Here is an 18,447-nt window from a genome sequence, read left to right on the forward strand (position 1 = left end):
GACACATCGAAATTGGCTCGCTCTGCTGCGTTCAGGTAACAGCCGCAAGCCTCGCGCAAACTTCGCGTGCTATCGCCGCTGATACGACAGGTTGAGCGCGCTTTTCCGCGACCCAAAGGCATGATGCCGCCCTGTCGTACCGGTGCAAGCCCGGTATGTCCCAAACATTTCAAATCGTTTTCAAGGGGACGTCAAACATGAGCTCCAGCCTTCTCACGAACTCCGCCGCTATGACCGCGCTGCAGACGCTGCGCAACGTCAGCTCCAACCTGCAGACCACCGAAAGCCGGATCTCGACCGGTCAGCGCGTGGCCACCGCTTCGGACAACGCTGCCTACTGGTCGATCGCAACCTCGATGCGCGCCGACAACGCCGCGCTCTCGGCGGTGTCCGACTCGCTCGGTCTGTCGGCCGCGACCGTCGACACCGAATACACCGCACTGACCGCGGTTGTCGGCGACAGCACCGGCGGCCTGACCAAGCTGCAGTCGCTGCTGGTCGAAGCCAAGACCGCCGGCATCGACCGTACCAAGATCCAGGCCGACATCACCCAGATCCAGCAACAGATGAAGGGCACCGCCGGTGCGGCAACCTTCAACGGCGTGAACTGGCTGAGCACGACGACGGCGACGCCCGCGACCTTCGACCTCGTGTCGTCGTTCTCCCGCGTCGGTGGCACGCCGACCATCGGCTCCATCACCCTGACGATCTCCAACTATTCGCTCTATACTTCGTCCACCAGCGGCATCCTGGACACCGTGAGCGGCGGCGCATCGGTCGACACGATCAACATCAGCACGCTGACCGACTCGGCGGCCGACCAGACCACGCTCAGCGGCTACATCTCGCAGGTTACAGCTGCGATCAACTCGGTGGCTTCGGCCGCCGCCGGCCTCGGCGCGGTCAAGAACCGCATCGCGACCAACACGGACTTCGTCAAGACCTTGATGGACTCGGTGACGCGCGGTGTCGGTCAGCTCGTCGACGCCGACATGAACGCGGAATCCACCCGCCTTCAGGCGCTGCAGACGCAGCAGCAGCTCGGCGTCCAGGCGCTCTCGATCGCCAACCAGAACAGCCAGAGCATCCTGTCGCTGTTCAAGTAAGCTCAGGCTTTGGAAACGACCGTGCTCCCATGGGGGCGCGGTCCCGCCGTGGCCGGCGGACACGATGGCACATGACGTGCCCGCAATCGATCTCCTGACCCTGGACTTCCCGCAACGAGTGGCTCGCACAGCCATGCGAACGCATGTCGCTTGCCGCTGATCCGGTTGCTGCCCCCCGGGATTTTTGCAAAACTGCAACGCCTCGCCTGCGAACTGACATATCCGTGTCCGCGCACAACCTTCGGGCAAGGTTGGCGGCGGAGTGTCTTCACCATTCGCATTGGTACGAGGTCATATGCTCAGTCGCGCGCAGCTACAGCAGCTGCTCAACAATCTGCTGGAACTAGGGCCGCGACGTCTGATGGCCTTGGGATTGATCGGCTTCGCCGTCCTCGTCACCGTGGTCGGCGGTGCCTACTATCTGAGCCGGCCGGAGTTCGAACCCCTTTATACCGGCCTCGCCCGCGAAGACGTGACACGTATCGGCGCCGCGTTGCGCGAGCAGAACATCGCCTTCGATATCAACGCGGCCGGCGATACCGTTTCGGTGCGACCAAGCCAGACCGCGCAGGCGCGAATGTTGCTGGCCGAAAAGGGGCTGCCGACCAGCGCCAATTCGGGCTACGAGCTGTTCGACAAGATCGGATCGCTCGGACTGACCTCCTTCATGCAGGAGGTCACCAAGCTCCGCGCGCTGGAGGGCGAAATCGCGCGCACCGTTCAGCTGATGAAGGGTGTCAAGGCCGCGCGAGTGCACATCGTGATGCCGGTGCGCGGCTCGTTTCGCGCGACACAGCAGCCACCCTCGGCATCGGTCGTTCTGCGCACCGACGGCGCGATCGAGGCGCGCACGGCGCAGTCGATCCGCCATCTCGTCGCAGCCGCCATTCCCGGCATGACGCGCGACAAGGTCACCGTGCTCGATGCCGACGGCTCGATGTTGCTGGCCGAAGAGGACGAGGCCAGTGCAGCGCCCACCAAGATGGCGAGCCTGCAGAAGACCGTTGGCGGGATGGTGCAGGAAAACATCCGCAAGGCGCTGACGCCCTATCTTGGGCTGGACAATTTCGAGGTCAGCGTCGCGCCGCAGCTTTCCACCGACAAGCGCCAGACCAACGAGACCGTCTACGATCCGGAGACGCGCGCCGAGCGTTCGGTCCGCAATGTCCGCGAAAACGAGAAGTCATCCAACGCCGACCGCTCGACTCCGACAACCGTCCAGCAGAACCTTCCTGACCAGCAGGTCAATGCCGGCGGCACCAAGAATTCGAGCGAGGACAAGACCCGCCGCGAGGACGTCACCAATTTCGAGGTCTCGTCCAAGACCACGACGACGGTGAGTGACGGCTATTCGATCAAGAAGCTCTTCATCGCGGTGCTGGTCAACCGCACACGTCTGGTCGCCGACCTCGGCGACAAGACCAACCAGGCCATCGTCGACAGCAAGCTCGCCGAGATCAGCCAGCTTGCGGCGACCGCCGGCGGTCTGGACAAGGCGCGCGGCGACCAGATCCAGGTGACGGCGGTCGACTTCGTCGAGGGCTCACGTGACCTGGCGCCAGTGCCGCCGATCAGCTTCGTCGAAATGATCAACAAGCAGCTCGGCAGTGTCATCAACGCCGTGACCATCCTGGCGGTCGCTTCGATGCTGGTCTGGTTCGGACTTCGGCCTGCAGTCAACGGCATTCTGACCCATCGCGCGGCACAGGAGCAGACCGAGGCTGCCGAGGCCGCCGAGCTCGAGACCGCTACGGCCCTCGCATTGGCCGACAGCCAGGACCCGGAGCTAAACCTTGTCGAGGACCTCGAGGGCAAGATGCAGCGCACGCCGCAGAAGCGGCTGGAGCAGATCGTCCGCCTCGACCAGATGCAGGCGGCAGCAATCCTTAAAGACTGGATGCGACGCGAGGAGGCGGCATGAACGCGGCAATCGGAAAACTCCTGACGCAATTCGACGCGAACGGCCGGGTCAAGTCACCGCCGCCGCTGAAGATCCAGGACGTGCTGACGAAGCAGAAGGAGGCCCGGCGCGAGCCTCAATCTCAACCGCAGCGTGAGGAACGTCCGGCGCCATCGCAGCCGCAACTGCAGTCGCCGGCTGCGGCCTCCGCGGCGGAAGCCCCGCCGGTCAATCTTCTCGATGATGCCTATCGGCGCGGTCATGCTGCAGGTCTTGCGGAAGGTGAAGCCAAGATCGCCGAAGAGCGGGTCCGCAGCGCGATCCGCCTCGGCGAGGAGCGCGCCAAATGGTCCGACCAGCAGGCAGTCGCGATCGTCAATGGCTTCGAGGCTGCCTGCCGCGAGATCGAAAGCAATATCGCAAGCTCTGTGGCGCGGATATTGCTGCCGTTCCTCGCTGACGCGGTCCGCGACAAGGCGATCGGCTCCCTGGTCGAGCAGATCTCGGCGCTGACATCTAATTCGCCGGTCTCGGCCTTTCGCGTCACCGGGCCGAGCGAGCTCATCGACCTCGTCAGGACCCAGCTCAATCTCGCCGGCCGCACGGGCGTCGAGTACCAGTCTGCCGACACCGTCGAGGTTCGCGTTCTTGCCGATCAGACCAGGATCGAGACGCAGATATCGACCTGGATGGATCGGCTGAACGAGGCGCGCCGGTAACTGCACCATGGAAGAGGTCAAGCACGAGCTCGTCATCATCCGTCGTCGGAGCGCCTTCGAAGACGAGAAGGGGCACGGCGGCGTCTGGAAGATCGCCTATGCGGACTTCATGACCGCGATGATGGCGTTCTTCCTGGTGATGTGGCTGCTCAATGCGCTTAACCAGGACCAGAAACAGGTGGTTGCGAGTTACTTCAACCCGATCAAGCTCGCGGAGAATGCGCCGGCGCCTAAGGGGCTGAAGGATCTCACCAAGAAGGAGCCGACGACGTTCGAGGGGCAGGACGGCAAGCGCCAACCGAACGGGCCGAACGAGGAGCGCCGCGGCGACTCGCCGACGGCCGAGAAGCCGCCCTTCTACGAAGAGAAGGTGCTGTTCCGCGATCCCTACGCAACGCTCGCCGAAATCGCAGCGAGTTCGAACCAGGCCTCGGGCCAGCGGCGCGCCGGCGCGCTGACATCAGCCGAAGAGGATGGCCTCAAAGGCGGCGATGCCTATCGCGATCCATTCGATCCCGGCTATTGGAAGCTCGCGCCCGAGGCTTCCAAGGAGGCCGACAGGATCATGGAGGGCGAGCCGAAGGCGAATGTGTCCGCGCGCGACAATGCGGCCGGGGCCAGTCAAGGCGAGCCGCGACGCGGCCGGACCGATGATACCGGCGGCAACGTCGCCCCGGACGCGCCGGCGTCGTCCACGAGTGTGTCGCCACTGCTGCCGCCGGGGCCGGCGCCGTCATCGGCTACGCGAGATGCCAACGTTCAGCCGAACGCACAGCCCAATCTTCAGGCCAACGCCGCGCCGCAGGCGCGTCCCGCCGACGCCCCGAAGGAGGCCGAACCGCGCGACGCCGCTCAGACCCAGCAGCCGACCGTGAAGCAGCTTCAGTCCGCGATCGCCGACGCGCTGTCGGATATCAAGGCCGGCGCCGGGCCGGTGGCTGAGGTCCGCCAGGTCGAGGAGGGCCTCCTGGTCAGCCTGACCGACGATGCGAGCTTCGGCATGTTTGCGGTCGGCTCGGCCGAGCCGCGACCCGAGCTCGTTCGCGTCATCGACAAGATCGGTCCGATCATTGCGAAGCGTCGCGGCATGATCATCGTGCGTGGTCACACCGACAACCGTCCCTACAAGTCCGACAATTATGACAATTGGCGGCTGTCGACGGCGCGTGCGCAGATGGCCTATTACATGCTGGTCCGCTCCGGAATCGACGCGCAGCGGATCGAGCATGTCGAGGGGTATGCCGATCGGCGGCCGAAGCTTCAGAACGATCCGGCAGCCGCGCAAAACCGGCGGATCGAGATCCTGATCCGGGAGAAGCGCCCTTGACCAGGCCGCTGCTCCGCAACCTGCTTCTGATGGTGTTGTCGCTCATGGCGACACGCGCCTTTGCCGAATCCGCACCGCCGTCCGGCGAACCGTTCGAGCTCGTCCGCAACTTGCAGTCGGTGCAGGACGGCATCGCCAATGGCGACGCCGCGGCGCATGGCAGCCACCTCGCGCTGATCCGCCAGATCGGCGAAAAGTTTCTCGCGGCCGATCCCGGCGTGTGGAGTAATCCGCAGAATGGTCAGGCGGTCGTGATTTATTTGCTGAGCGGTGGCGCGCCGCAGATCGTCCGCAAGTTGCCGCGCGACAAGATCAACGTCGACAAGGCGCTGTTCGACGGCGCGCTCGCCTACGTCGAAGGCCGGCAGGACGAGGCGAGGGACCTGTTCAAGGACGTCAAGCCGCGCACGATCCCGTCCGGTATGGGCGGGCAGGTGGCGCTGGTCCAGGGCGCGCTGTTCGCGCGGTCCGAGGCATCGCTCGCGATCGAGCGTCTGGACGATGCGCGCCTGCTGTTGCCCGGCACGCTCGTCGAAGAGGCGGCGCTGCGGCGCGAGATCCTGCTGGTCGGGCAAGCCGAGGATTTCGACAAGTTCGAGTTCCTGACGCTGGCCTATATTCGGCACTACCGCAATTCGGTCTATGCCGGCGATTTCTGGCAGCGCTTCTCCACCGGCCTGACGCAATCCAGCCTTGCGCTGGACGATCGCCGCTTTGCGCGGATCGCGGCGCTGCTGGAACAGGTCGATCGTGCCAGCCGCCTCAAACTTTACCTGGTGATCGCGCGCGGAGCGTTGATCCGCGGCAAGCTCGTCGTCGTCAAGCTCGCGAGCGAGCGAGCGCTGACGCTCAGCGCAGACACGACGGCCGACCGCGAGCGTGCTCACTTCTATCGCGGTGCATCCCGCGCGCTCACTGACGAGTACGACGGCGGATTCGCCGAGCTGAAGGCGCTGGACCGGTCGAAGCTGGCGGAACGCGACGTCCTGCTCCTCAATGCAACTCTCCAGCTTGCGCTCGACGTCCGCAAGCCGATCGCGGGTCCGGCTGCCATGATGTCCGCCGACAAGCCGCCGCCGACGCCGGCGCGGATCGATCTCGCCTCCTCGAACGCGATGCTTGCGCGCGCCAAGACGCAACTCGACGGACTGGAGCTTCTCACCAAGGACCGCCGTCCATGACCAAGCTCAGTGGAACTTCTGGACAACTTTTCGCGGGTCTCGCCGAAAGCCTCACGCGCGGGATGACCCGTGCGACGAAAGGTGCGGCAATGACGGGCACAAAAGCGGCAGACGATTCCTCGTTTCACGACCTGCTTCATACCGTTTCGAACATGGCCAAACGGGCGTTGGACGATCAGGGCCCCGACACGACCACGAAGGCTGCCCCGATACGGCCGCGTGTGACCCAACTGACCGAGCACGGCAATTCGAAAGACGAACCGGTGCACGAACGCGCCGAAGAGACCAAGTCGTCGAACAAGCAGGAGCAAGTCGATCAGGCTGCAAAGGCGGACGTCCCGACCAGATTGAGTCTTCCGGCGATCGTGGGGCAGGAGCTCGCCGCCGCGCAAGCGGTGACGGTGCAGGCGCCGCAGCCGTCGGGCGACAGGAAGGAGACGTCGGAGCGGGGCGAGCGTCCGACCGCAGCGAAGCGCGAGGTTCAAAGCATCGGCGACGCAAAGGCGGCAGCGACAGATGTCGCTCGCGCCGCCGCTGCGTCGGTCACCGCGCCCTCGATCGCCGCGCGGTCCGCCGGCGATGCCTCCGGCCCGCGTGCGGAACCGGCGATCGGCGCTCAGGCTGCGGCGATGCCGCAGGGAAGCGATGTTCAACCGAAGGCCGCGGCTGTCACGCCCGGCTTTGACGCCATCGCGGCGAATGTCGAGCACGCCGCAAAGTCTGCGGGCCGCGATGCCCTGCCGGAGGCGACCAAGGTCACGGTGGTTCAGCAGGAGACGCATCTGCCTCCTGTCGGACAGTTCAGCGCCACTCAGCAGGTCGCAAACGCCGTGGTGTCGGAGCTCAAGAGCTCGCCCGCGCCGACCGCGTCCGCCGCAGCCGATCTCGCGGGCGCGCAGAGCAATTCACCGGACCAGCCACTGAAGATCCTCACCGTCAATCTTGAGCCGCCGTCGCTTGGCAACGTCACGATGCGCCTGCGTCTCGTCGGCAACGAGGTGTCGGTCCAGCTCGCCGCCGAACGCAAGGACACCAGCACGATGCTGGATCAGCAGCGCGACCAGATCCGCGGCCTGATGCAGTCAGCGGGCTATGTGGCCGATGTCGCGCCGGTGCAGCACGGCTCGCTCGACGGATTCCAGTCAGGTTCGGGTCAGTCGCAGCCGCAGCTCGCGGGCCAGCAACAGCAATCGTCCCAGTCGCAAGGCGCGTTCGGCGGAGCGGGTTCGTCGTCCGGCCAATCGGACGGCGGCGCCAGGCAAGCCCGGCAGGACCAGCCACCCAATCAGGAGGCACGCCATGACCAGGACGTGGCGCCGCATACTCGTCGCGGCCCTGTTTATCTGTAACGCAACCGCAGCCGCGGCGGCGGCGAGCGACACTGCGCGCCCGTGCGAGCGCGAGATGGCGCGCGCGTCGCAGCAGCACGGGATTCCGCTCGGCATTCTCTATGCCGTCGGCCTCACCGAGACCGGGCGGCGCGGCGCGCTCTATCCTTACGCGCTTGGCGCCGAAGGACAGACCGTGTTCGCCAGGGACATGGACGATGCGATCGCCAATTTCGAGGCAATGCGAGCCAGGGGCATCAAGCTGATCGATCTCGGCTGCATGCAGATCAACCACTATTTTCACGGCGACAAGTTCACATCGGTGCGCGCGATGTTCGACCCGGCCAAGAACGTCGACTACGCCGCGCGATTTTTGAAAGAGCTGAAGCAACGCGAGGGAAGCTGGACCATGGCGGTTGCCCGTTACAACGCCGGTCCCAACAATCAACCTGCGCAGAAGCGCTACGTCTGTCACATCGTCGCGCATCTCGTCTCCAGCGGCTTCGGCGCGTGGACCGACAAGGCGCGCTCGTTCTGCCAACCCGGAACAACCTGAGATGACGAAGTGCCTCATGAAGTTGTGCATCGTGGCAAATCATCAGCCCCGCGCAAGCAAGACCCCCCATTGTAATGACAATCGGTCAAAGGAGCCCACTTCATGAGCCTGTATGGTGTTATGCGCACCGGCGTTTCCGGGATGAACGCGCAGTCCAACAAGCTGTCGACGGTCTCGGACAACATCGCGAACGTCAACACGGTCGGCTACAAGCGGGCTTCGACGGAATTCTCCTCGTTGATCTTGAAGAGCGGCTCCGGCAACTACGACTCCGGCGCGGTCGAGACCACGGTCCGCTACGCCATCACCGACCGCGGCAACCTGCAGTTCACGACCTCGACGACGGACCTCGCGGTGCAGGGCAACGGCTTCTTCGTCGTGAAGGATGCGAACGGCAACAACTTCCTCACCCGTGCCGGCTCGTTCGTGCCTGATAGCACCGGCAACCTCGTCAACACCGCCGGCTTCCAGTTGATGGGCTACAACATCCAGAACGGCGCCGCGCCCAACGTCGCGGCCAACGGCTTCGGCGGCCTCCAGGTCATCAACGTCAACAAGATGGCGCTGCAGGCCTCGCCCTCGACCAAGGCAACGGTGGCCGCCAACCTCGATCCGAGCGCTGCGATTGTCGCTGCACCAGCCGCTGCGGCCGGTCCGGGCAACTACACCTCGAAGACGTCGATGGTGACCTACGATAACATTGGCAATGCCGTGACGCTCGACGTCTACGCCGCGAAGACCGCTGCGAACACCTGGGACATCGAGGTCTACAATGGCGCTACCGCGCTGACGGCCGGTCCTTCGGCCGCGACCACTTTCAAGTTCGACGTGAGTGCGACTGGAAAAGGCAAGCTGGACCTCGTTGGCCCGCCGCCAAGCGCGACCTCGCTCACGGTGAACATTCCCGGCGGCTCGGCCTTCAACATCGACATGTCGGCCATGACCCAGGTCGCCTCCAGCTTCGACTTCAAGGCGACCGTCGACGGCAACGCGCCGTCCGCCGTCGAGAAGGTCAACATCGACAGCAAGGGCGTCGTCACCGCGGTCCTGAAGAACGGCACCCAGTTGCCAAGCTTCCAGGTTGCGCTCGCCACCGTGCCGAGCCCGGACCATCTGACGCCTGAGGTCGGCAACGTCTATTCGCCGAACCTTGATTCCGGAAACGTGCAGGTCGGCCTCGCCGGCCAGGGCGGTCTCGGAACCATCCAGTCGGGCGCGCTGGAAGATTCGAACGTCGATCTCGCGAACGAATTGACGTCGATGATCGAGGCGCAGCGCGGCTTCACCGCGAACTCGAAATCGTTCCAGACCGGCGCCGATTTGCTCGACGTCGTCGTCAACCTGAAGCGCTGAGTCCTTCAGCGCTTTTCCCGGCAAGAGCACGCCCAAGAGCACGCCATGTCCATCACTTCGGCCCTCGACTCCGCCCGCTCTTCGCTTATGGCGTCTGGCATCCAGTCGTCGACAGTCTCGCGCAACATCGCCGGTGCCAGCACGACCGGCTATTCGCGCAAGATCACGGTGCTGGACAACCTCCCCGGCGCCGGCGTCTATGTGGCGGCGATCCAGCGTGCGGCCTCCTCGGGCCTGTACGCCAACGTCCTGACCGCGACCTCCGCGGCCGCCACGCAGAGCGCGATCTATGATGGTCTGCAGAAGATCGCATCTGCCACGGTCGACGATCCGCAGCTCGACCAGTCGCCGACGGCTCAGCTCAATGCGCTGAAGCAGGCGCTGCAGCAATATGCCAACGCGCCTGACAACACCACGCTGGCGCAGGCTGCCGTGACGTCGGCCAAGGACATGGCGACCGCGCTCAACCAGGCAACCCAGACCGTACAGTCGGTCCGCGAAGGCGCGGATTCCGACATGAAGGTTTCGGTCCAGAACATCAATCAGCTGCTTTCGCAGTTCCAGACCGTCAATACGGCGATCGTGAAGGGAACGATCGCCGGCGACGATGTGACCGACTATCTCGACCAGCGCGACAACATCGTCTCGAAGCTGTCGCAGGAAGTTGGCGTCACGATGTCGATCCGCACCAACGGCGACGCCGCACTCTACACCGACAGTGGCGTGGTCCTGTTCGACAAGACCGCGCGGGCCGTGAGCTTCGCTCCGACCACCTCCTATTCGGCGAGCATCACGGGCAACGCGGTCTTCATCGACGGCGTGCCGGTGACCGGCGCCAATTCGGTGATGCCGATCAAATCAGGCAAGCTCGCCGGTCTCGCCCAATTGCGCGACAATGACACCGTGACCTATCAGAGCCAGCTCGACGAAGTCGCCCGCGGCCTGATCAATTCCTTCAAGGAAAGCGACCAATCGGGTGCGGCGCTGCCCGACGTTCCCGGTCTCTTCACCTATCCCGGCGCGCCGGCGATGCCCGCGAGCGCCACCGTCTCGGTGGGGCTCGCCGGCACGATCGCGGTTGCCGCATCGGTCGATTCGGCGGTGGGCGGCAACCCGAATCTGCTGCGTGACGGTGCGATCAGCGGCAACGTTGCCTACAAATACAACACGGCCGGCAATGCCGGTTTCGCGACACGGCTTCAGCAGCTCATCGGCAACATGGATGCGTCGCAGCCGTTCGATGCAACCACGAAGGGCAAGCCGAACGGCAGCCTGATCGACTTCGCGGCGTCATCGACGAGCTGGATCGAGAACCAGCGCAAGGCCGCCAATGACAATTCGCAGTACCAGAATACGCTGCTGACCCGCAGCACGACGGCGCTATCGAATGTCAGTGGCGTCAACATGGACGACGAGATGTCGTTGATGCTCCAGGTCGAGCGCACCTATTCGGCGTCGTCGAAGATCATTACGACCGTCGACCAAATGCTGCAGAGCCTGCTGGCAGCCGTGGGGAACTGAGCCATGATGAGTGCAAACTACATTTCCACCCTGATGCTGTCCTCGTCATTGAGGTATTCGATCACGAACAACCAGGCCTTGCTCAGCAAGGCGTCAACGGAAGCGACGACGGGCCGCTTCGCAGACGTCGGCCTCCAGCTCGGTGCCACGACGGGAAGCGACGTCACCCTGCGCGCAGACCTGAACTTCGGCGATCAGCTGGTCGATACCAACGGGCTCGTCGCGGGACGCCTGGACGTGACCCAGAACCGCATCACCCAGCTCAGCTCGACCGCGACGGAGTTCCTCAAGGACCTGATCGCGGCCCGCAGCACCGACGGTGGCGGGCGGATCATCCTGCCGCCGGCGTCGTCCAACCTGCAGGATCTGATCGGCGCGCTGAACGTTTCCTATAACGGTTCGTTTCTGTTCTCGGGCATCAACACGCAGAACCAGCCGATCACGGCCTACACCGCGGGCTCAGCCAGCAAGAACCAGGTCGACAGCGATTTCCTCTCGACCTTCGGCTTCTCGCAATCTTCGGCCAGCGTGGCCAACATCACGCCGGCCCAAATGCAGACGTTCCTCAACACCAGCTTCGATGCCGAGTTCGCGAGCCCGGCCTGGAACACCAACTGGTCGACGGCCACCGACCAGGTCATGCAGAGCCGCATCTCAACGACCGAAATCGCCGATACGTCTGTGAGCGCCAACCAGACCGGTTTCCGCAAGCTTGCCGAGGCCTACACCATGATGGCCGATCTCGGTAACGCGAATCTCAATCAATCGACGTTCCAGGTCGTCGTGGACAAGGCCATCGGCCTCGTCGGCAGCGCCATCACCGACCTCGCGACGCTGGGCGGCGACGTCGGCACGGTCCAGCAGCGGATCACCAATGCGACCGACAAGCTGAAGACGCAGAAGGACATTCTGAACAACCAGATCGTCGGCATGGAGAAGGTCGATCCGGCGGAAGCGTCAACGCGCGTCAGTGCGCTGCAGACGCAGATCCAGACGGCGCTTGCGCTCACCTCGCAGCTCCAGAAGATCAGCCTCATCAACTATCTCTGAGCCTGTGCGGCCGTCACGTTCTCGATTCAGTTTCCTGGAAATTCCTGCGCAGAGTTGTTCGGATGACTTTTGAAGCCTATGAGACGGTCGTTGAAGACAGCGGCCAGGAGGCGCGGGGGCGCGAGCGCCAGGCGCTCAGCCTCGGCATCGAGCGGCTGGAGCGGCTCCAGAAGGAGCGCTTCAGCATGGAAGATCAGGTCCAGAGCTTGCTCTATGTGCGGCGGCTGTGGACCATCTTCATCGAGGATCTGGCGCATCCCGAGAACGGACTGCCCGAGCAGCTGCGTGCCGACATCATCTCGATCGGGTTGTGGGTCGTCAAGGAAGCCGATCGCGTTCGCGAGGAACGATCGAACGACGTGATGCAGCTGATCGAAATCAACCGCCTGATCAGAGACGCGCTTTAATGAAGATTTCCTTGCGGGCGGGCGAACGGGTCTACATCAACGGCGCGGTGCTGCGCGTGGACCGCAAGGTCTCGCTCGAACTCGTCAACGACGTGATGTTCCTGCTCGAAGGGCAGGTCATGCAGGCGTCCGACGCCACCACGGCAATGCGCCAGCTCTATTTCATCGTCCAGCTGATGCTGATGAACCCGACGGATGTCGCCGCCGCCGCCTCGCTCTACGGGCAGCATCATGCGGCGCTGTGTGCGGTGTGCGAGAACCGCGAGATGCTCGACGGGCTTGCCGCGATCGACGAGATGGTCGGCGGCACCCGTTACTTCGAAGCGCTCAAGCGGATCCGGGCACTGTTTCCTCTGGAGCAGGCGATCCTGGCCGGCACCGCTACCACTGAGACCCCATTCGAGGCTGCCTGACAGCGGAGAGACACATGAACGTCACCAGCGCGACCGACAAAAGCACCAGCCCAACGTCGTCCACTTCGTCCACGTCAAGCACCGGCGTTGACTACAATACCTTCCTCCAGCTCCTCATCGCGGAGATGAAGAACCAGGATCCAACCAATCCGACCGATACGTCGCAATATATGAGCCAGTTCGCCCAGCTCTCCACGGTCGAGCAGGCGATGCAGACCAATACGAAGCTCGATTCGCTGCTGTCATCCCAGTCGCTGTCGCAGGCGGACGGGTTGATCGGGAAGAACGTCAGCTTCACCGACTCGACCGGAGCGACTTTCTCCGGCAAGGTCGCGTCGATCTCCATCAACAGCAACGGCTCCGTCGCGACCCTTCAGGACGGCACAAAGGTCGCGGTCGGCCCCGGCCTCACGATCAGCAACTAGTCATGAACGAGCGTGACGCCCTCGACCTCGTCCAGTCGGCGATCTGGACCATCCTCGTCGCTTGCGGACCCGCAGTCGGCGCGGCGATGCTGGTCGGCGTCGCCATCGCGCTGATCCAGGCGCTGACCCAGATCCAGGAGGCGACGCTGACCTTCGTTCCGAAGATCGTCGTCATCCTCGTGGTCGTGGCTCTATCGGGTTCCTTCATCGGCGCGCATCTCTCCACCTTCACCGAGATGGTCTATTCGCGGATCGAGCACGGCTTCTGATCCGCTGAGAGCTCCGGCCACCACCCTCGCGTAAGCTTTGCGGGGCAAATTGCGGGGCGGACCCTGCTGCCGGTGACCCATGGCCGATACGTTAGCTGCTAGCCTGCCGAACCCGCGACGCCTCGGCGCGGATGCTTTCTTCGCCGGCGGTATCGTGACCATGCTCACGATCCTGTTCCTGCCGATTCCTCCTATCCTGATCGACCTCGGCCTCGCTTTTTCGATCGCGCTGGCGGCGCTGATCCTGATGGTCGCATTGTGGATCCAGCGGCCGCTCGATTTTTCCGCCTTCCCGACCGTGCTCCTGATCGCGACGATCCTGCGGCTTGCTCTCAACGTTGCGACCACCCGCCTGATCCTGTCGCGCGGCGGGGAGGGCGAGACGGCTGCAGGCCACGTTGTCGCCGGCTTCTCCAAGTTCGTCATGGGCGGCGACTTCGTGATCGGACTGATCATCTTCGCGATCCTGGTCACGGTGAATTTTGTGGTGATCACCAAGGGCGCAACGCGTATCGCCGAGGTCGGCGCCCGCTTCACCCTGGATGCCATCCCCGGCAAGCAGATGGCGATCGACGCGGATCTCTCCGCGGGCCTGATCGACGACAAGGAAGCCCAACGCCGTCGCCGCGAGCTCGAAGAGGAGAGCTCCTTCTTCGGCGCGATGGACGGTGCCTCGAAATTCGTGCGCGGCGATGCGATCGCCGGCCTGATCATTACGGCGATCAACATTTTCGGCGGCATCATCATCGGCGTCACTCATCACGGTCTGACCTTGTCGCGCGCCGCCGACGTCTACACAAAACTCTCCGTCGGCGACGGTCTGGTCACGCAGATGCCGGCACTGATCGTGTCGCTGTCGGCGGGCCTGCTGGTGTCCAAGGGCGGCACCAGAGGCTCGGCCGAGCAGGCGGTGCTGCGGCAGCTCGGTGGCTATCCGCGCGCGGTGTCGGCGGCGTCCTTGATGATGTTCGTGCTCGCCTTGATGCCGGGCCTGCCGATGGCGCCGTTCGTGCTCCTGGGCGGCGTCATGGCCTTCGTCGGCTACTCGTTGCCGAGGCGCCAGGCGGCCGCGAGGCAGAAGGAAGACGCGCGAAAGGCGGAAGAGCGTGCGCAGAACGAGGCCAAGGAATCGGTCAAGGAATCGCTCAAGACCGCCGAGATCGAGCTGTCGCTCGGCAGCCATCTGTCGGTGCACCTGCTCAGCTCGCGCAATGAGCTCGCCCATCGCGTCGCCAAGATCCGCAAGAAGTTCGCCAAGCAGTACGGCTTCGTCATTCCAGAGATCAAGCTGTCGGATAATCTGTCGATCGACCCCAAGGGATACCAGATCAGGATCCACGATACCCGCGTCGCCCATGGCGAGCTCAGGATCGGCGAGATCATGGTGCTGGTGGACAAGGACGGCAAGCCCGATGTCCCCGGCGACGAGGTGATCGAACCGGCATTCGGCATGAAGGCGCTCTGGGTGACGGAAGCGTTCACCGACGAGGTCAAGCGGCAGGGCTGCAAGCCGGTCGACAATCTCTCGGTTCTGCTCACGCATCTGAGCGAAGTGCTCCGGGCAAATCTCTCCCAGCTTCTGTCCTACAAGGACATGCGCGGGCTGCTCGACCGGCTCGAGCCAGAGTACAAGCGCCTGGTCGACGATCTCTGCCCGTCGCAGATCTCCTATTCGGGCCTGCTGGCGATCCTGAAGATCCTGCTGGGCGAGCGGGTGTCGATCCGGAACCTGCATTTGATCCTCGAGGCGATTGCCGAGATCGCGCCCCACGTGCGACGCTCCGAGCAGGTTGCCGAGCACGTGCGGATGCGTCTGGCCCAGCAGATCTGCGGAGATCTCTCCGACAATGGCGTGCTCAACGTTCTTCGCCTCGGCAACCGCTGGGATTTGGCCTTCCACCAGAGCCTGAAGCGCGACGGCAAGGGCGACGTCGTCGAGTTCGATGCCGATCCACGGCTGATCGAGCAGTTCGCAACGGAAGCCAGCGCTGCGGTCCGGAAGTTCACCGAGGACGGCACCAGCGTGGTCTTGGCGGTGACGCCGGAAGCGCGCCCCTATGTCCGCATGATCCTGGAACGGGTATTCCCGACCCTGCCGATCCTGTCGCATGTCGAGGTGGCCCGCAGCGCCGAGATCCGGGCGCTCGGAGCCATTTCGTGATCGGCGGCCTCACCGACAACGTGCTCGCCACGTTCATCGTGTTTTGCCGAATCGGCGCCTGCCTAATGCTGGTGCCGGGCTATTCCAGCGTGAACGTTCCGCCGCAGATCCGCCTGTTCGTCGCGCTGGTCACGACGTTTGCACTGACGCCGATCCTGGTTTCGATCCTGAAGCCGCTCGTCGACGGCGCCTCGCCACTGACGCTGGCGCTGCTGATCGTCACCGAACTGGTGGTCGGAAGCGTCATCGGCCTCGGCGGGCGCGTGTTCTTCCTGGCGCTCCAGACCATGCTCACCGTGATGGCGAGCGCGATCGGGCTCAGCAGTATCCCGGGCACGCCCGTCGGCGATACCGATCCGGCGCCGCCCGTGGTGCCGCTGGTCATGGCCGCGGTCACCACCCTGTTCTTCCTGACCGACCAGCATTGGCAGGTGCTGCGCGGGCTGATGAACTCCTACGACGTCTGGCGTCCCGGCGAGAAGCTGACTGGCGAGATGGCGCTGAACCAGCTCGTGAGCCGCCTCGCCGACGCGTTCGTGCTGACGCTGCGCATCACCAGCCCGTTCATCGTCTATTCCATCATCGTCAACTTCTCGGTCGGTCTCATCAACAAGCTGACGCCGGCTATACCGGTCTATTTCGTCTCGGTGCCGTTCGTCCTGCTCGGCGGCTTCCTGCTGCTCTACCTCACCAGCGACGAGTTGCTGACGCAGTTCATGCTCGGCATGTCGTCATGGCTGGCGGGATGATTGGTCATGACATCGCGCGCCGACAAGCTCAGCCGGATCGTCTCGCTCGTGAAGCTGCAATTGCGGTTGTCGGAATGGCAGCTCGCGCAATTGCGGCAGCAGGAGCAGACCATGCAGGACGAGCAGGCGTGGCTGGTTGGAACCCTGAACGAGGGGAGGGCGCCGGCTGGATCGTCGAGCGATTCGATCGCGCGGCGGCTCAACAGGACGAGCATCGGGGCGCGTGCCGTGCAGGAGCGCGCTGCGATGCAGCTCGACAAGGTCCGCTCCGAGAACCGGCGCGTGAAGCAGCTCGAGGAAGTCGCCAGGGCCGCGCTGGCCGACAAGCTGCGCGACGCCGAGAAGCGCTCGCTCGAGGACATGACGGGGACACATGCCGCCGTGCGCGATTTGACGCCGCGGCCAGCCAGCCGGAACAAGACATGATCGTGACAGCAACGCCCGACCTCGTTCTCGACGTCCTCGATGCCGCCGACCCGGTGGCGCAGCGCGCGGCGACCGCGAAGCTCGACGCGCTGAAATCGTCGGACGCCGATTTCGCCGCCACGATGGACGCGGCAGCCAGCAAGGCGACCGCCGCGGCAGCCGATCAATCCGCCGGGCAGCTGGCGGGGGCGCAATCGGGTGTGGTGAACGGACCGCCGGTGCGGGTGATCAAGAAGCCCGGCCAGGACGAGGTCTATCGCAAGTTCGAAGCGTTCGTGCTCCAAACCTTTGTCGAGACAATGCTGCCGAAGGAGTCGGAGGAAGTGTTCGGCAAAGGCACTGCCGGCGGCATCTGGAAATCGATGCTGGCCGAGCAGCTCGGCGCCCAGCTTGCGAAGGGCAAGGGGATCGGAATTGCCAGGCAGCTAGCGGCTGCGCATCCGGCGGGCCCGGACGTGACAGGGAAGGCCGAAGGATGAATCGGGACATGGGTGATGAAAGTTGAGGGGTGAATTGGCTATGCAGGCAGAACAAGGCGCGACGGCTGTAGTCATGGAGCAGCCGGTCGCGGGCATCGAGGTCATGACGGAAATTGCGCCAGGCGATGCTCAGTTGCCCGCGCTCCTGCCAAATGTTGGCAGCGACGTGATATCCGACGACGCTGAAGCGGCAAGGTCGGAGGCTACGCGTTCCGAAGAGATCTCGGGCCTGCTCGCCGCAATTCGCCGGCTCGAAAGCATCGTCGAAGAGGAGACCGTCGCGCTCGCCACCGGACAGAAGATCGATTTTGACGATTTCAGCGCCCGGAAAAGCCGGAGCATGTTGGAATTCGTCCGCCTGATGCGGGCACGGATGCATCTCGGTGACGAAACCGAGATTACCGAGCAGATCCAGCGGCTGCGCGAGAAGCTCGAGCGAAACCGCTCGCTGCTCGAAATGCACTACGATGCGGTGCGCGAGGTGGCGGCCATCATCGTCAAGGCGATCAAGGACTCCGAATCCGACGGCACCTATACCGGTCGCGCAGCACGGGACGGAAAATGATCAAGCTCGTTCTGGCCGGTCTCTGGGTCTGCATCCTCACCGCGGGCACGAGCTATGGCGTGGCCTATTGGAAGGAGAACGGCAGCCTGTTGCCCGCGAAGGACGAATACCTCGACGGGCTGCAGTACCAGAAGACGCGGGCGCTGAGCGTGCCCATGGTCGAGGGTGGCGCCGTGCAGGGTTACATCGTCGCGCGCTTCGTCTACACCGTGGAGGCGCGGACCATGCACCAGCTCACTGTTCCGCCGGAGCCATTCGTCGTCGATGAGGCCTTCCGCAGGATCTACGCTGACGACAAGCTCGATTTCAGGAAGCTCGCCCGCTACGATCTCTCCGTCCTCACCTCGGCGATCAAGCAGCGCGTCAACGAGCGGATGCAGGCCGACATCGTCCAGGACGTCATGGTCGAGGACTTCAACTACGTCTCCAGGGAAGAGTTCCAGCAGAAGCCCTGACGCGCCGGTCTGCGAAGCCGCGCCAGCGCAGCGACGTCTCTCTCCACGAAAACGAAC

The 18,447-nt window shown here is 64.1% G+C and carries 20 protein-coding genes; all 20 read left to right on the top strand.

Annotation, left to right across the window (positions count from 1 at the left end; all coding sequences use genetic code 11):
• The first annotated feature begins 197 nt into the window (after window positions 1–197).
• The 20 genes from M2427_RS02160 to M2427_RS02255 all read left to right on the top strand — a co-directional run bounded on the left by M2427_RS02160 (window position 198) and on the right by M2427_RS02255 (window position 18,390).
• The gene (locus M2427_RS02160; RefSeq protein WP_280704440.1) at window positions 198–1,106 is read left to right on the top strand and encodes a flagellin; all 909 of its coding nucleotides are present in this window, start codon (window positions 198–200) and stop codon (window positions 1,104–1,106) included.
• Window positions 1,107–1,401: 295 nt separating this feature from the next.
• Window positions 1,402–3,027: a flagellar basal-body MS-ring/collar protein FliF gene (gene fliF / locus M2427_RS02165; RefSeq protein ID WP_280704441.1), complete on the top strand. Its 1,626-nt coding sequence runs from the start codon at window positions 1,402–1,404 to the stop codon at window positions 3,025–3,027.
• Window positions 3,024–3,725: a hypothetical protein gene (locus tag M2427_RS02170; protein WP_280704442.1), complete on the top strand. Its 702-nt coding sequence runs from the start codon at window positions 3,024–3,026 to the stop codon at window positions 3,723–3,725. Before fliF ends, M2427_RS02170 begins: the two co-directional genes overlap by 4 nt.
• Before the next feature lie 7 nt (window positions 3,726–3,732).
• A complete protein-coding gene (locus M2427_RS02175) occupies window positions 3,733–5,052 on the top strand; it encodes a MotB family protein (protein ID WP_280704443.1) in 1,320 nt (439 codons plus the stop codon).
• Entirely contained in the window at window positions 5,049–6,233 is a 1,185-nt protein-coding gene (locus M2427_RS02180; RefSeq protein WP_280704444.1) for a chemotaxis protein, read from the top strand. The genes M2427_RS02175 and M2427_RS02180 overlap by 4 nt, the downstream gene beginning before the upstream one ends.
• The gene (locus tag M2427_RS02185; RefSeq protein WP_280704445.1) at window positions 6,230–7,582 is read left to right on the top strand and encodes a flagellar hook-length control protein FliK; all 1,353 of its coding nucleotides are present in this window, start codon (window positions 6,230–6,232) and stop codon (window positions 7,580–7,582) included. The genes M2427_RS02180 and M2427_RS02185 overlap by 4 nt, the downstream gene beginning before the upstream one ends.
• Complete coding sequence (locus M2427_RS02190; RefSeq protein ID WP_280704446.1) at window positions 7,533–8,117, top strand: transglycosylase SLT domain-containing protein; 585 nt, start codon at window positions 7,533–7,535, stop codon at window positions 8,115–8,117. The genes M2427_RS02185 and M2427_RS02190 overlap by 50 nt, the downstream gene beginning before the upstream one ends.
• A 102-nt stretch (window positions 8,118–8,219) precedes the next feature.
• Window positions 8,220–9,470, top strand: coding sequence for a flagellar hook protein FlgE (locus M2427_RS02195; RefSeq protein ID WP_280704448.1), 1,251 nt, complete (start codon window positions 8,220–8,222; stop codon window positions 9,468–9,470).
• A gap of 45 nt (window positions 9,471–9,515) precedes the next feature.
• The gene (gene flgK, locus M2427_RS02200) at window positions 9,516–10,991 is read left to right on the top strand and encodes a flagellar hook-associated protein FlgK (RefSeq protein ID WP_280704449.1); all 1,476 of its coding nucleotides are present in this window, start codon (window positions 9,516–9,518) and stop codon (window positions 10,989–10,991) included.
• Window positions 10,992–10,994: 3 nt separating this feature from the next.
• Complete coding sequence (locus tag M2427_RS02205) at window positions 10,995–12,041, top strand: flagellar hook-associated family protein (RefSeq protein WP_280704450.1); 1,047 nt, start codon at window positions 10,995–10,997, stop codon at window positions 12,039–12,041.
• A 62-nt stretch (window positions 12,042–12,103) separates the two neighbouring features.
• Complete coding sequence (gene flaF, locus M2427_RS02210; protein WP_280704452.1) at window positions 12,104–12,448, top strand: flagellar biosynthesis regulator FlaF; 345 nt, start codon at window positions 12,104–12,106, stop codon at window positions 12,446–12,448.
• On the top strand, window positions 12,448–12,861 hold the full coding sequence (flbT, locus tag M2427_RS02215) for a flagellar biosynthesis repressor FlbT (RefSeq protein ID WP_280704453.1): 414 nt from the start codon (window positions 12,448–12,450) through the stop codon (window positions 12,859–12,861). Before flaF ends, flbT begins: the two co-directional genes overlap by 1 nt.
• Window positions 12,862–12,875: 14 nt before the next feature.
• Entirely contained in the window at window positions 12,876–13,286 is a 411-nt protein-coding gene (gene flgD / locus M2427_RS02220; protein ID WP_280704455.1) for a flagellar hook assembly protein FlgD, read from the top strand.
• Window positions 13,287–13,288: 2 nt separating this feature from the next.
• Window positions 13,289–13,555, top strand: a complete 267-nt coding sequence (fliQ, locus tag M2427_RS02225; protein ID WP_280704457.1) for a flagellar biosynthesis protein FliQ — start codon at window positions 13,289–13,291, stop codon at window positions 13,553–13,555.
• 79 nt (window positions 13,556–13,634) lie between these two features.
• Window positions 13,635–15,716 carry a flagellar biosynthesis protein FlhA gene (flhA, locus tag M2427_RS02230; RefSeq protein ID WP_280704458.1) on the top strand — a complete coding sequence of 694 codons (2,082 nt, stop codon included), beginning with the start codon at window positions 13,635–13,637 and terminating at the stop codon, window positions 15,714–15,716.
• A complete protein-coding gene (gene fliR / locus M2427_RS02235) occupies window positions 15,713–16,465 on the top strand; it encodes a flagellar biosynthesis protein FliR (protein WP_280704459.1) in 753 nt (250 codons plus the stop codon). Before flhA ends, fliR begins: the two co-directional genes overlap by 4 nt.
• A gap of 6 nt (window positions 16,466–16,471) precedes the next feature.
• The gene (locus tag M2427_RS02240) at window positions 16,472–16,891 is read left to right on the top strand and encodes a hypothetical protein (RefSeq protein WP_280704460.1); all 420 of its coding nucleotides are present in this window, start codon (window positions 16,472–16,474) and stop codon (window positions 16,889–16,891) included.
• Window positions 16,888–17,370, top strand: coding sequence for a rod-binding protein (locus M2427_RS02245; protein ID WP_280704461.1), 483 nt, complete (start codon window positions 16,888–16,890; stop codon window positions 17,368–17,370). The genes M2427_RS02240 and M2427_RS02245 overlap by 4 nt, the downstream gene beginning before the upstream one ends.
• A gap of 40 nt (window positions 17,371–17,410) precedes the next feature.
• A complete protein-coding gene (locus M2427_RS02250; RefSeq protein ID WP_280704462.1) occupies window positions 17,411–17,935 on the top strand; it encodes a flagellar biosynthesis protein FlgN in 525 nt (174 codons plus the stop codon).
• The gene (locus tag M2427_RS02255) at window positions 17,932–18,390 is read left to right on the top strand and encodes a hypothetical protein (RefSeq protein WP_280704464.1); all 459 of its coding nucleotides are present in this window, start codon (window positions 17,932–17,934) and stop codon (window positions 18,388–18,390) included. Before M2427_RS02250 ends, M2427_RS02255 begins: the two co-directional genes overlap by 4 nt.
• Window positions 18,391–18,447 lie beyond the last annotated feature (57 nt).

The organism is Bradyrhizobium sp. BR13661 (assembly GCF_029892425.1).
GTDB lineage: Bacteria > Pseudomonadota > Alphaproteobacteria > Rhizobiales > Xanthobacteraceae > Bradyrhizobium.